14 protein-coding genes are annotated in these 12,722 nt (G+C 67.0%); 5 read left to right on the top strand and 9 right to left on the bottom strand.

The genetic code is table 11. From position 1 onward, the window contains the following. The first annotated feature begins 37 nt into the window (after positions 1–37). The gene (locus tag ACJJVR_RS13210) at positions 38–709 is read left to right on the top strand and encodes an OmpA family protein (RefSeq protein WP_405405219.1); all 672 of its coding nucleotides are present in this window, start codon (positions 38–40) and stop codon (positions 707–709) included. 99 nt (positions 710–808) lie between these two features. Continuing rightward, on the top strand, positions 809–1,591 hold the full coding sequence (locus ACJJVR_RS13205) for a FadR/GntR family transcriptional regulator (protein WP_405405217.1): 783 nt from the start codon (positions 809–811) through the stop codon (positions 1,589–1,591). A gap of 49 nt (positions 1,592–1,640) precedes the next feature. Here the strand turns inward: ACJJVR_RS13205 and ACJJVR_RS13200 are convergent, their stop codons facing one another. The 5 genes from ACJJVR_RS13200 to ACJJVR_RS13180 form a co-directional block, all read right to left on the bottom strand. Beyond that, positions 1,641–2,204, bottom strand: a complete 564-nt coding sequence (locus ACJJVR_RS13200; protein ID WP_405405216.1) for a F0F1 ATP synthase subunit B — start codon at positions 2,202–2,204, stop codon at positions 1,641–1,643. Beyond that, positions 2,201–2,836: a F0F1 ATP synthase subunit B' gene (locus ACJJVR_RS13195; RefSeq protein WP_405405215.1), complete on the bottom strand. Its 636-nt coding sequence runs from the start codon at positions 2,834–2,836 to the stop codon at positions 2,201–2,203. The genes ACJJVR_RS13200 and ACJJVR_RS13195 overlap by 4 nt, the downstream gene beginning before the upstream one ends. 89 nt (positions 2,837–2,925) lie before the next feature. Further along, complete coding sequence (locus ACJJVR_RS13190) at positions 2,926–3,162, bottom strand: F0F1 ATP synthase subunit C (RefSeq protein ID WP_042244507.1); 237 nt, start codon at positions 3,160–3,162, stop codon at positions 2,926–2,928. Between the two features lie 88 nt (positions 3,163–3,250). Further along, a complete protein-coding gene (locus tag ACJJVR_RS13185) occupies positions 3,251–4,000 on the bottom strand; it encodes a F0F1 ATP synthase subunit A (protein WP_405405213.1) in 750 nt (249 codons plus the stop codon). Positions 4,001–4,002: 2 nt separating this feature from the next. Further along, positions 4,003–4,377: an AtpZ/AtpI family protein gene (locus ACJJVR_RS13180; protein WP_405405211.1), complete on the bottom strand. Its 375-nt coding sequence runs from the start codon at positions 4,375–4,377 to the stop codon at positions 4,003–4,005. Positions 4,378–4,563: 186 nt separating this feature from the next. Here ACJJVR_RS13180 and ACJJVR_RS13175 point away from each other — a divergent pair, with 186 nt between their 5' ends. The 3 genes from ACJJVR_RS13175 to ACJJVR_RS13165 are packed head-to-tail and all read left to right on the top strand — an operon-like array spanning position 4,564 to position 6,696. After that, on the top strand, positions 4,564–4,920 hold the full coding sequence (locus ACJJVR_RS13175; RefSeq protein ID WP_405405210.1) for an ArsR/SmtB family transcription factor: 357 nt from the start codon (positions 4,564–4,566) through the stop codon (positions 4,918–4,920). After that, entirely contained in the window at positions 4,904–5,782 is an 879-nt protein-coding gene (locus ACJJVR_RS13170; RefSeq protein WP_405405209.1) for a PfkB family carbohydrate kinase, read from the top strand. The genes ACJJVR_RS13175 and ACJJVR_RS13170 overlap by 17 nt, the downstream gene beginning before the upstream one ends. After that, positions 5,779–6,696, top strand: coding sequence for a pseudouridine-5'-phosphate glycosidase (locus tag ACJJVR_RS13165; RefSeq protein ID WP_405405208.1), 918 nt, complete (start codon positions 5,779–5,781; stop codon positions 6,694–6,696). The genes ACJJVR_RS13170 and ACJJVR_RS13165 overlap by 4 nt, the downstream gene beginning before the upstream one ends. On the opposite strand, the gene ACJJVR_RS13160 is transcribed toward ACJJVR_RS13165, so the two are convergent. The 4 genes from ACJJVR_RS13160 to ACJJVR_RS13145 form a co-directional block, all read right to left on the bottom strand. Continuing rightward, on the bottom strand, positions 6,693–7,757 hold the full coding sequence (locus tag ACJJVR_RS13160; protein ID WP_405405206.1) for a patatin-like phospholipase family protein: 1,065 nt from the start codon (positions 7,755–7,757) through the stop codon (positions 6,693–6,695). The two genes, ACJJVR_RS13165 and ACJJVR_RS13160, sit on opposite strands and share 4 nt — an antisense overlap. A 71-nt stretch (positions 7,758–7,828) precedes the next feature. After that, positions 7,829–8,815 carry an aldo/keto reductase gene (locus tag ACJJVR_RS13155; RefSeq protein ID WP_405405205.1) on the bottom strand — a complete coding sequence of 329 codons (987 nt, stop codon included), beginning with the start codon at positions 8,813–8,815 and terminating at the stop codon, positions 7,829–7,831. Next, the gene (gene prfB, locus ACJJVR_RS13150; RefSeq protein ID WP_405405203.1) at positions 8,812–9,936 is read right to left on the bottom strand and encodes a peptide chain release factor 2; all 1,125 of its coding nucleotides are present in this window, start codon (positions 9,934–9,936) and stop codon (positions 8,812–8,814) included. Before prfB ends, ACJJVR_RS13155 begins: the two co-directional genes overlap by 4 nt. A 223-nt stretch (positions 9,937–10,159) precedes the next feature. Continuing rightward, a complete protein-coding gene (locus ACJJVR_RS13145; protein ID WP_405405201.1) occupies positions 10,160–12,703 on the bottom strand; it encodes a penicillin-binding protein 1A in 2,544 nt (847 codons plus the stop codon). Positions 12,704–12,722 lie beyond the last annotated feature (19 nt).

The raw sequence follows: 12,722 nt of genomic DNA, 5'->3' as shown, positions 1-12,722 counted from the left end.
ACCAAGGCCCGCCCGCGACCCAAGGAAAGGGAGCCCGATGAACCTCCGCAAAACTTCGATCCTGGCCGTTTGTGGCCTGACCCTGCTGGGCGCGTGCGCGCCCGCGATGACCGATACAGGCACCGGCACCACCGGTCTCAGCCGCACCCAACAGGGCGCGCTGGCCGGCGCCGCCGTTGGCGCGCTGTATGGCGGCACGCGCGACAGCGACAGCAATAATCAGGGCCGCGACGCCGCACGCGGTGCGATTCTGGGCGCTGCCGCGGGTGCGGTGGCCGGCAACATTCTGGACCGCCAGAAGGCCGCGCTGGAACAATCGATCAGCAACCCCAACGTCCAGATCATCAACCGCGGCAGCTATCTGCAGGTCATCCTGCCCGAGGGGATCCTGTTCGCCACCGGATCGGCCGCCGTGTCCGGCCCGGCACAGACCGACCTGTACGCCGTGGCGCGCAACCTGAACCAGTACCCCAACAGCCGGGTCGAGGTCGTGGGCCATACCGACAACACCGGCAGCGCCGCCCTGAACCAGGACCTGTCGCAGCGCCGTGCACAGTCGGTCGCGGGCATCCTGTCCGCCGCCGGTGTGGCACAGGGCCGCCTGTCGGCGCTTGGCGCCAGCTTCAACCAGCCGATCGCGTCGAACGACACCGCCGCAGGCCGTGCCCAGAACCGCAGGGTCGAGATCCTGATCCGTCCGACGCAGTAATCGCGTCGCATGACAATCAAGAGGCCGGGCCATCGCCCGGCCTCTTTGCATTGGCGGGGTCCGGCCATAGGATGATCCGCCAAACCCCGGAATCCTGCCATGCCTGACGCCGACAGCCCTTTTCAGCCCATCGACGCCGCCCGCCTGTCCGACGCCGTGACGGCCCAGATAGAGGCGTTGATCCTGCAGGGCGTGCTGCGCCCCGGCGAACGCCTGCCGGGCGAACGCGACCTGGCCGAACGCATGGGGGTCAGCCGCCCATCGCTGCGCGAGGCATTGGCCGCGATGCAGGCCGACGGGCTGCTGGTCACCCGCCCGGGCGCGGGCGTCTTTGTGGCCGACGTGCTGGGCAGCGCGTTTTCCCCGGCGCTGGTGCGGCTGATCGCGCGCCATCCACAGGCCGCCGACGACTATCTGAGCTTCCGCAAGGACCTGGAGGGGTTGGCCGCCGAACGTGCCGCCATCGCCGCCGGGGATACCGATCTGGCGGTTCTGGACCGTATCGTTCAGGCCATGTGCCACGCCCATGCCAGCCCCGATCCGCAGGCCGAGGCCGCGTTGGACGCCGACTTTCACATGGCCATTGTCGAATCCAGCCACAACCTGATCGCGCTGCACCTGATGCGCGCGATGCAGGATCTGTTGCGCCAAGGGATGCTGTTCAACCGCCCCCGGATCTTTGCCAGCCCGGAACTGCGCGACCGCCTGCTGGACCAGCACATCGCAATAAATGACGCTCTGCAAGCGCGCGATGGCCCCCGCGCCCGTGCCGTGCTGGAGGATCATCTGGATCTTGTGGCGCGCACCCTGACCGCGCAGCGGCGGGCGGACGATCACGCGGCGATCGCACGTCTGCGCCTGCAGAACCGTCACGCCCCATGAAAAAGGCCCCCGACAAGCGGGGGCCCTTTTTATCAAAGTCTGTTGTGGCTCAGTTCAGGCGACGGGCGACGTCTTCGATCGCATCATCGATCCCGGCCGAACGCTGACCGGCGCGCACCTGTCCTGCCAGGATTTCTCCGGCGGCGGCAATGGATGCGGCAACGGCGCGGTCACGGACAGCACGCACGGCGTCGCTTTCGGCGCTGGCGATCTGGTCCTGAGCAGCCTGCAGGCGACGGTCGATGGACCGGGCCAGATCTTCACGCGCCTTGGCGGCTTGGGCCTCGGCCTCGCGCTTGGCGTTGGCGACGATCTGGTCGGCCTGCGTCTTGACCTCGCGCGAGCGACGTTCGTAGCTGGCATAGATCTCCTGCGCCTCTTCGCGCAGGCGACGGGCCTCGTCCAGGTCGTTGCGGATGCCATGCGCCCGCTTGTCCAGCAGGCCACCCAGCAGCGCAGGCACCTTGAAATAGACCAGCACCCCGACAAAGCCCAGGAACGACAGCAGCACGATGAAATCGGTGTTGCGCAGCGAGAAGAACCCGTAATCCCCCGTCGCGGCCATGGCGGGCCCGGTGCTGAGCAGGATCAGCGTTGCGATCATGCGGTTCATTGCACGGCCCCCTTCATGCGTCCGTCCAGGGCTGCGCCCACGGCGGCGTCGTCTGCCTGGCCACCAAAGGTGCGGACCAGTTCGGCGGTGACATCCTGTGCCACCTCACGCGCGCTGACATCGGCGGATGCGCGAACGTCGCGGATGCGCACCTCGGACTCGGCGGTGCGGGCAGCGATTTCGGCGTCGGCCTTGGCGATCGCCTGATCCAGCTGTGCCTGGATCTCGGCGCGGTTCTTGGCGACGATGGCCTGCGCCTCGGTGCGGGCATCGGCCAGCGCCTTGTCATAGGCAGCTTCGGCCTCGCGGGCCTTCAGCTTGAATTCTTCGGCGGCCATCAGATCGCCGGTGACGGCACCCTGACGGTCGGACAGAACGGCCGCGATCCGCGGCAGGGCCACGCGCGACAGAACCAGATAGAGGACCACCAGCGTGACGACCAGCCAGAAGATCTGGTTGCCGAACGAGGCGATATCCAGCTGCGGCAGGCCCGCAGATTCGGCGGCGTGACCGGCTGCATCGACCCCATGGGTCGCGGCATCGGTGCCGTGGGTCGCCGCATCGTCGATGACGATCGCGCCCTCAGAGTGTTCGACCGCGGTGGTGGCGGCCTCTTGCAACAGGCTGAACATATCCTACCCCATGGCCTGGGCCCGAAGACCCTGAAACGAACGAAGGGGCGGGGGACAGGCCCCCACCCCGCCGCAAGGATGGCCGTGGATCAGACCGCGAACATCAGCAGAAGCGCGACGAGGAACGAGAAGATCCCCAGTGCTTCGGCGAATGCCATGCCGATGAACAGCGTGGCGGTCTGGCCGGCAGCGGCCGAAGGGTTGCGCAGGGCGCCAGCAAGGAAGTTGCCAGCGACGTTGCCCACGCCCAGAGCAGCCATGCCCATGCCGAATGCGGTCAGGCCGACGCCGATGTACTGGCCCAGTTCTCCGATATTGCCTTCCATGGTATTTCTCCTTGCGGTTGGAAGTTGGTCGATCGTGGTGGATGCGGACCCGGAAGGGAACCGCGCAGGGGCTGCGAGGACCGTCGCGTCAGTGCGACGGGTGCAGCGCGTCCTTGAGGTAAACGCAGGTCAGGATGGTGAACACATAGGCCTGGACGATGGCGACAAGCACCTCAAAGGCATACATCCCGATGACTGCGATAATGGCGATGGGGGCAACGGCGGCGATGGCCGCAAAGCCCGCGAAAACCTTGATGACGGCGTGACCGGCGATCATGTTGCCCGCAAGACGAATGGACAGCGACAGCGGACGCACGAAATAGCTGATGACCTCGATCACGGCCAGCACGGGACGCACGGCCAGCGGTGCCGAGCGGACCCAGAACAGGTCAAGAAAGTGCATGCCGTTCTTGGCAAAGCCGATGATGGTCACACCAAAGAACACGGCCAGCGCCAGAACGCCCGTGACGGCGATATGCGAGGTCGTGGTGAAGGCCAGCGGCAGCAGGCCCAGCAGGTTCGCAAAGACCACGAACATGAACAGAGTCAGGATATAAGGGAAATACCGCAGGCCATCCTTGCCGGCGATGTCCTCGATCATCTTGTGGACCAGGCCATAGGCCATTTCGGCGATGGACTGGGCACGGTTCGGCACGATGGCACGGCCGCGGGTTCCCAGCACCAGCAGTGCGATGGATGCCAGCGCGGTCAGCGCCAGCCACAGCGTCACGTTGGTGGGCGTGTACCACGCCACGGGCCCGTCACCGAACAGCGGCGAGACCACGAACTGGTCCATCGGGTGGAATTCAAGGCCGCCGCCAGTCGCTTCCGTCGCCACGATCAGTCCCTTTCGTCACGGTCCGGCCGTTCGCCGGATTTTTCGCCGTCCGGCGCGGGGCCGGGTTTCCTGTCAAGCTCGGACGCGGTGCGCATCATGGATTTGACGCCAGCCGCAAGGCCGAGGAAGATGAACAGGACCATCAGAAAAGGCGTGGTGCCCATCAGATGATCCAGTCCGTAACCGACCAGAAACCCCAGCCCAAGGCCGGCCACCAGTTCGATCACCATCCGCCAGGCAAGGTTTGCCTGTTCGTACTTTCCCATCGGGCCGGGGCCCTTGGGCTTTGGCGTCAGGGCCGCCAGCTTGGCCTCGAGTGCGCGCAGCCGGTCGGCATCCGCCGCTCTGTCTGCATCGCCCCGTGGTTTTTCGGCCATCTGTCACGCCCCACGTCGTTGGCCGCTGTCTAGGGGCAGACGCCCCCCAAGTCAAGCAACTGCACCCCGGTTGCAAATCATTGATATGGATCAATATTCTTATATATCGGCGATCTTGCAATCCCCGCGCTGTCGCGCCATCATTCAACCGCCCGGTTGACCGTTGGCCCTGCAGAAAGCCCTGCCATGACCCCGCCCACCCTGCCGGACCGGCTGGACCTGATCTTTGCGGCCCTGTCGGACCCGACGCGGCGGCGCGTTCTGGCGATGCTGCTGGAGGATGACATGGCCGTCAGCGACGTGGCCCACCCGTTCCAGGTCAGCCTGGCGGCGATCTCCAAACATCTGGCGGTGCTTGCAGCCGCCGGACTGATCCGGCAGGAAAGGCGGGGCAGGATCACTTGGTGCAAGCTGGACCCGGACGGGATGCGCCTGGCCTCGGTCTGGATGCAGGGTTTCGGGCAGTTCGACCCGGTCGACCTGGATGATTTCGAACGCTTTCTGGACGCCCAGCTGGGGGATGACGATGACCAAGACGCCTGACGTGCTGTGCATCGGTGCGATGCTGTGGGACGTGATCGGCCGCGCGCCGCGCCGCATGGCCCCGGGCGCCGACGTGCCGGGCCGTATCCGGCACCTGCCCGGCGGCGTCGCGCTGAACGTGGCGGTCGCGCTGGCGCGGTGGGGCATGACGCCGTCCGTCCTGTCCGCCGTGGGCCGCGATTCCGAGGGCGAGGGTCTGATCGCCGAGGCCCATCGGCTTGGCGTGATGACCGATCACCTGACGCGCGACGCGGGCCTGCCCACCGACTGTTATATGGCGATCGAGGACAGCGAGGGACTGATCGCCGCCGTGGCCGACGCCCTCAGCCTGGAGCTTGCGGGGGATGCGATCCTGGCGCCGCTGGACGCCCTGCCCGCCTGGACCGGTCCCGTGGTGCTGGACGGCAACCTGACCGAGGAGCTGTTGGCCGCCATCGCCCGTGACCCGCGCCTGCTGCAGGCCGATCTGCGCGTGGTGCCCGCCAGCCCGGGCAAGGCTGAACGGCTGGAACCTCTGATCGCCGCACGACGCGGCTGTTTCTATCTGAACCGGCTGGAAGCGGAAATTCTGGCAGGGCGTGCCTGTGCCACAGCAGCCTTGGCCGCCGAGGCGGTCGTTGCGCGCGGCGCGGCGCGCGTTTTGGTCACAGACGGCCCGAACCCTGCCGCCGAGGCCATCGCCGGCGGCCCGACGCTGACCCATCAGCCCCCCACCGTCACCGTGGAACGCGTGACGGGGGCGGGCGACTGCTTTCTGGCGGCCCATCTGGCCGCCGAACTCAAGGAAATGCCGCGCGATGCGGCGCTGCGGCAGGCCGTCAGGGCCTCGGCCGCGCATGTCTCCGGAAAGGACGTCCCGTGACCCATACTGCCCCCCTCACCTTTGCCCCCGAGGTTCGCGACGCGCTGGATCGCGGCCTGCCGGTGGTGGCGCTGGAATCGACGATCATCACCCACGGCATGCCCTGGCCCCAGAACCTGGAGATGGCCGAAAAGGTCGAGGCCACCATCCGCGAAGGCGGCGCGGTCCCCGCGACAATCGCCGTCATGGGCGGCCAGATCCATATCGGCCTGACGCCCGAAGCCCTGCGCGCCCTGGCCCAGACCCCGTCCGCAGACGCGATGAAGCTGAGCCGCGCCGATCTGGCCGTCTGCATCGCCAACGGTCGTACCGGGGCCACCACGGTCGCGGCCACGATGATCTGCGCCCAGCTGGCGGGCATCAAGGTCTTTGCCACCGGCGGCATCGGCGGCGTCCATCGCGGGGCCGAGGACAGTTTCGACATCTCCGCCGACCTGCAGGAGCTGGCGCAGACCGCCGTGACGGTCGTGGCCGCGGGCGCCAAGGCGATCCTGGACCTGCCCAAGACGTGGGAGGTGCTGGAGACGTTGGGCGTGCCGGTCATCGCCTTTGGCCAGGACGAGCTGCCGGCCTTTTGGTCGCGGGCGTCGGGCATCAAGGCGCCGTTGCGTATGGACAGCCCCCAGGAAATCGCCGCCGCCGCCGCCATGCGCGCGGCCCTGGGACTCAAGGGCGGTCAGCTGATCGCGAACCCGATCCCGGCGGACGCCGAGATCCCCCAGGACCAGATCATGCCCGTGATCGAACAGGCCCTGTCCGAGGCCGCGGCCCAAGGCATCGCCGCCAAGGCCGTGACGCCGTTCCTGCTGGGCCGCATCTTTGAGCTGACCCAGGGTCGTTCGCTGGACAGCAACATCGAACTGGTGCTGAACAACGCGCGGTTGGCCGCGCGCATCGCCGCCGCGATGGCCTAGGGGACGCGCTGCGACGGAAACAGGGCGGACAGATCGAAACTGTCGGCCTTGTTCAGCTTGTCGGCATGATCGGTCAGGAAACTGTCGGCGGCCTGCTGGCCCGCGGCCTTCATCGCGGCCAGCAGGTCGGGGCGCGGCATCATCTTGGACCGCGCCGACAGGTCCGTCATCAGCTTGTCGTCGTCGATCAAATGGATCAGCACGTTTTTCATCGCGTCGGGGTCCATCTTGCCCTGCGCGAACAGGCGTTTCACGAAATTGATCGCGCGCAGCTGGTTCATCAGGCTGCTGTTGAAGCTGACCTCGTTCACGCGGTCCGAGATTTCCACCGGGGTGCGGGGCAGCACCTCGCGCATCAGCGGGTTGATCGCCACGATCAGGATGTCGCGCGGCAGGCTGGGCCGGTACAGCGGGAACAGCGCCGGGTTGCCGGCATAGCCGCCGTCCCAATAGGCCTCGATCCGGCCCGTGTCGCTGTCGTGAATCTCGACTGCGCGGAACAGTGTCGGCAGGCAGGCGGACGCCATGACCGCATCGACCGTCGCCTGCCCCCCGGTGAACACCCTGATGCGGCCCGTGCGCACATTCGTCGCCGCGACATACAGGTCCGGCCCACGATCACAGGTGAAATCGGCCCATGGCAGATCGCGCAACAGCGATTCCAGCGGGTTGACGTAGAACGGCCCATAATCATAGGGGCTGAACAGCCGCGTCAGATTGTCCATCCATGCGGCAGGCGACACCATCTCTGTCCAGCGCTGCATGCCCCGGGACATCGGCATCACCGATTGCATCCACCGCACCACGCGGTTGTCGCTTTTCGATCCGACCTGCGCCCATAGCGCGTCCAGGTTCTCGCGCGCGGCGCGCCGCCCTGCCAGACCCTTGCCCGCCGCCAGCCCCGCCTTGAGCGCGGCGCCGTTCAGCGCCCCCGCCGATGTGCCGCTGATCGCCGCGAATTCCAGCCATTCCTCGTCCAGCAGCCGGTCAAGGACGCCCCAGGTAAAGGCGCCATGCGCCCCACCCCCCTGCAGGGCCAGGTTGATGCGTTTGGTCTGCACGGCCCGCGCCCCCTTGATGATGCAGTCGCAGCATCATACCGGGGTCAGAACCCATAGCAAGGGCCGCGCCGTCAGGCCCAGGTTTCGGGCCCCTGCGCCATGGCCGCCGGATAGCGCGCGCCATGCGCCCATCCCGCAGGCAGCAGCGCATCGATGCGGGCCATCTGATCGGCGGTCAGCGACAGGCCCGCCCCGCGCGCGATCTGGTGCCAGTGATCCATGCTGCGCGACCCAGGCAGCGCGATCACATGCGGGGCACGTGCCAGCACCCAGGCAATCGCCATGGCCGCGGGGCTTTCGCCCTGATCGCGCGCCCAATCCGCGAACGCCCGCAGCCGCGGCAGATTGCGCGCCCAGTTGTCGGCCTGAAACCGCGGCATCCCCGCGCGCAGATCGCCCGGCGCAAACCCTGCCCGGTCGGGCGGTACATCGGCAAACACCCCCCGCCCGACCGGAGAGAACGCCACCAGCGCCGCCCCGTGTTGCGCGCAGGCATCGACCATGCCCAGCTCGACTTGGCGCGACCATAGCGAATATTCCGATTGCACCGCGGCGACCGGACCGATGGCACAGGCGCGGTCCAGTGTGGCGGGGGCGACCTCGGACAGGCCGATGGCGCCGATCTTGCCCTCGGCCCGCAGGCGCATCAGCGTGTCCATCGCCTCCTCGACCGGGCGGGCGGCCTCTCGGCGGTGCAGATAGTACAGGTCGATCCGCTCGACCCCCATGCGCCGCAGCGACTGGTCCAGCGCATCGCGCAGATAGGCGGGGGAATTGTCAAACGGATGGTCCGGATTGCGGGTGATGCCAACCTTGCTGGCAATGGTCACGCGGCCCTTGTGGCGCGCCAGGACCGGGGCCAGCATCTCCTCGGCCCCGCCGGCACCATAAACGTCGGACGTGTCGATATGGTCGATCCCCATATCGACGCAGGCGTCGATCACGCGCTGGCTGTCGGCCGCGTCCGCCGCGCCATAGGTGCCCTGAAAGTTCATCGTCCCCAAGGCCACGGCCCCAACCAAGGGACCGCCCTGTCCCAACTGACGGCGCGGGATCACTCGGCGTTGGCCTCGGCGCGGCTCTTGCCGGCCACGTCCAGCGCCAGCGTGGCGGCCATGAAGCGGTCCAGATCGCCGTCCAGCACGCCCTGGGTATCGCTGGTCTCCTCGCTGGTGCGCAGATCTTTGACCATCTGATAGGGGTGCAGGACATAGCTGCGGATCTGGTTGCCCCAGCCCGCATCGCCCTTGGCGGCGTGCTGGGCGTTCACCTCCGCGTTGCGGCGGTCCAGTTCCATCTGGTACAGGCGCGCCTTCAGCGCGGCCATGGCATTGGCGCGGTTCTGGTGCTGGGACTTTTCCGACGACGTGACGACGATGTTGGTCGGCAGGTGGGTGATCCGCACGGCCGAATCTGTGGTGTTGACGTGCTGCCCGCCCGCGCCCGACGACCGATAGGTGTCGATGCGGATGTCGCGGTCGGGAATGTCGATCTCGATGTTGTCGTCGACCACCGGATAGACCCAGACCGAACTGAACGACGTGTGCCGCCGCGCCGCGCTGTCATAGGGGCTGATGCGGACCAGCCGGTGCACGCCCGATTCCGATTTCAGCCAGCCATAGGCGTTGTGCCCGCTGATCTTGTAGCCCGCGCTGCGGAGGCCGGTCTCTTCGCCCTGCGTCTCGGACAGCAGCTCGACCTCGTATCCCTTCTTCTCGGCCCAACGCACGTACATGCGCGCCAGCATCGACGCCCAATCACAGCTTTCGGTGCCGCCCGCGCCCGCGTTGATCTCCAGGAACGTGTCGTTGCCGTCGGCCTCGCCGTTCAGCAGGGCCTCCAGTTCCTTCTGGGCGGCCAGCTTGGCCAGCGTCTTGAGGTTGCCCTCGGCCTCGGAGACCAGTTCGGCGTCGCCCTCCTCCTCGGCCAGCTCGACCATCTCGGCATTGGCGGTCAGGTCGTCCTCGATCCGGCGATAGGTCTCGATCGCGTCCGACAGGGACTGCCGCTCGCGCATCAGTTTTTGCGCGCGGGCGGGGTCCGACCACAGGTCGCCATCCTCGATCATGGCGTTCATCTCTTCCAGGCGATGCGGCGCGGTGGTCCAGTCCAGGCGCTGGCCCAGAAGGGTCAGGGAACGGCGGATGGCCTCGATTGTGGACTGCGTCTCGGCGCGCATGGGCGGATTCCTTCGGTCAGGCGTCAGGTCCGGGGTGATACCGCGAAGCCAGACCTTGGGCAAGACCAGCGCAACTTCGGGCTCTGACCGCGTAAACGGATACCGGCACGCCACATGCGCCGGACCGGTCCGACCAGAATTTCCCTATCGTCACGGCGATGGGCGGGGGGTGCGGGGGGCAGCAGGCCCCCCGCCGTCGCGGGACGCAACAACCGCCCTGATCTCAGTACAGCCCGCCCGACGACATGGTGCCGAAATCGGTCCGACCCGGAATGACCCGCCGTTCCCCGGTAGAGGTCGTGATCGACTGTCCCCCACCGCCTGCCCCGGCCTCCCACGGCAGGATCACCACCTCGTCGCCGAACCCCGACACGACATAAGGCGTCAGCCAATCGGGGTCGGTGCCATCGCGGAAATACTCGGCGATGACATTCGGACCGCTGGCATCGTCGGGCAGGCGCTGGCCGGTGATGCGGTCGATCTTGACCCAATAGCCGCCGGGCGGGACGGTGAACTCTGTCCCGCCATATTCCGCCACCGCCTCGCGCATGAACGCGTTGAAGACTGGAACGCACAACGTGCCGCCAAATGCCCGCTCACCCAGGGACCGCGGCTGGTCGTATCCCAGATAGCACCCCGCCACGATATTGCTGGAATAGCCGATGAACCAGACATCCTTGGCATCGTTCGTCGTGCCCGTCTTGCCCGCGATCGGCACAGGCAGATCCACGCCCGACCCGGACCCCCGTTCCACCGCACCTTCCAGCATCGAGGTCAGCTGATAGGCCGTTACCGCGTCCATCACGCGTTCGCGGTTGTTGTCGATCACCGGCGCCTGCCCTGCGGGCATCGCCTGCATCGCACAGGTCTCGCAGACACGCTGATCGTGGCGATAGACGGTCCGCCCCCGGCGATCCTGAACGCGGTCGACCAGCGTGGGTTCCACCCGCTCTCCGCCATTGGCGAACATCGCATAGGCCGCGACCATCTTGAACAGCGTCGTCTCCTGCGCGCCAAGCGCGTTGGCCAGAAACGGCGCCAGCGTGTCATAGACCCCGAAATCCTCGGCATAGCGGGCGACCTGCTGCATGCCGATATCGTCGGCGATGCGGATGGTCATCAGGTTGCGCGACTGTTCGATCCCGGTGCGCAGCGGCGTCGGCCCATAGTGGCGCCCGGACGAGTTCTTGGGCTCCCACAGGCCCTGGGGCGTGTTGATGCGGATCGGCTCGTCCACGACGATGGTCGCGGGGGTATAGTTGTTATCCAGCGCCGCGGCATAGACAAAGGGCTTGAACGACGATCCCGGCTGTCGCTGCGCCTGCGTCGCGCGGTTGAACACGCTGCTTTCGTACGAGAACCCGCCCTGCATCGCCAGCACGCGACCGGTGTTCACGTCCATCGCCATGAATCCGCCCTGAACCTCGGGCACCTGCCGCAGGCTCCAGCGCGTGAACTCGGCGCCGTCCATCATCGCGCGGACCAGCACCACGTCGCCCACCTGCACCAGATCGCCCGCCACCTGAGCGCGCGCGCCCAGTTGGCCGCTCTCGCGGTCCAGCGGGCGCGCCCATTGCACGTCGGACGCGGGGATCCAGTGGCCGTCGCCATCCTCTTCGATGCCCTCGATGCCGATGCGGGCGTCGGACGCGCCAACCTCCATCACCACCGCCGGGTGCCAGCCCGGAATGTCGCGCGGCAGGCGCAGGTCCCACAGCGCGCCGCGCCAGCTGGCCTCATCGGTCAGCAGTCCGGCCTCGATCACCTCGCCGGTGCCGCGCCAGACGCCGCGGTTGCGGTCGTAATCCTCCAGCGCGACCTGCAACGCGCTGGCCGCCTCCGACTGCAGGTCGGGATCGACGGTGGCGCGGATCGTCAGGCCACCGCCAAAGAACTCTTCCTGGCCGAATTCCAGCGACAGCTGGCGGCGGATTTCGTCGGTGAAATAATCGCGTGGCGGCAGCGCCCGGCGGAACGACGGATAGTCGCCGTTCTGCACCGACCGCAACGGCAGGCTGGCCTCGGCCTCATAGGTGGCCTCGTCGATATATCCGTTCTGCCACATCTCGCGCAGGACATAGTTGCGCCGCTCGGTCACGCGTTCCTTGGCGGTCACGGGGTGATAGCGGCCGGGCGCCTGCGGCATGGCGGCCAGCATGGCGGCCTCGTGCGGGGCCAGTTCGGTCAGCGACTTGTTGAAATAGGTCTGGGACGCGGCGGCCACGCCAAAGCTGTTCTGACCCAGAAAGATCTCGTTCAGGTACAGCTCCAGAATTTGGGCCTTGGACAGGCTGCCCTCCAGGCGCGCCGCCAGGATCAGTTCCTTGACCTTGCGCTCGACGCTGCGATCGCTGGACAGCAGGAAATTTTTCATCACCTGTTGGGTGATCGTGGACGCGCCGCGCACGCTGGACCCGCCGGTGGCCGCGGCCTCGAAGGCGGCGGACAGGATGCCCCGGATGTCATAGCCCGGATGGCTGTAGAAATTCTTGTCCTCGGCACTGACAAAGGCCTGCTTGACCAGGTCGGGCACCTCGTCGATGGGGACAAAGATACGGCGTTCCTCAGCGAATTCGTCGATCAGCTGACCTTCGGCGGAATAGATGCGGCTGATCGTCTTGGGTGAATACTGGGCCAGCGTCTCGTGGCTGGGCAGATCGCGCGAATAGATCCAGAAGATGCCGCCGATGGTCAGGGCCGCAAAGAACACCCCTGTGACCACCCAGGAAAAGATCGCACCAAAGAAAGACAAAATGGGTCGCAGCACGGGGTCAGCCTTTGTCGGG

It is taken from the genome of Paracoccus sp. Ld10, assembly GCF_045064235.1.
In the GTDB taxonomy this organism is placed as follows: Bacteria; Pseudomonadota; Alphaproteobacteria; order Rhodobacterales; family Rhodobacteraceae; genus Paracoccus.
This window is presented reverse-complemented; position numbering and strand designations above follow the sequence as displayed.

Bases quoted from the DNA above. Each gene is read 5' to 3' on its own strand.
- ACJJVR_RS13210 (WP_405405219.1), top strand. From the start codon at position 38: ATGAACCTCCGCAAAACTTCGATCCTGGCCGTTTGTGGCCTGACCCTG.
- ACJJVR_RS13205 (WP_405405217.1), top strand. From the start codon at position 809: ATGCCTGACGCCGACAGCCCTTTTCAGCCCATCGACGCCGCCCGCCTG.
- ACJJVR_RS13200 (WP_405405216.1), bottom strand. From the start codon at position 2,204: ATGAACCGCATGATCGCAACGCTGATCCTGCTCAGCACCGGGCCCGCC.
- ACJJVR_RS13195 (WP_405405215.1), bottom strand. From the start codon at position 2,836: ATGTTCAGCCTGTTGCAAGAGGCCGCCACCACCGCGGTCGAACACTCT.
- ACJJVR_RS13190 (WP_042244507.1), bottom strand. From the start codon at position 3,162: ATGGAAGGCAATATCGGAGAACTGGGCCAGTACATCGGCGTCGGCCTG.
- ACJJVR_RS13180 (WP_405405211.1), bottom strand. From the start codon at position 4,377: ATGGCCGAAAAACCACGGGGCGATGCAGACAGAGCGGCGGATGCCGAC.
- ACJJVR_RS13175 (WP_405405210.1), top strand. From the start codon at position 4,564: ATGACCCCGCCCACCCTGCCGGACCGGCTGGACCTGATCTTTGCGGCC.
- ACJJVR_RS13170 (WP_405405209.1), top strand. From the start codon at position 4,904: ATGACCAAGACGCCTGACGTGCTGTGCATCGGTGCGATGCTGTGGGAC.
- prfB (WP_405405203.1), bottom strand. From the start codon at position 9,936: ATGCGCGCCGAGACGCAGTCCACAATCGAGGCCATCCGCCGTTCCCTG.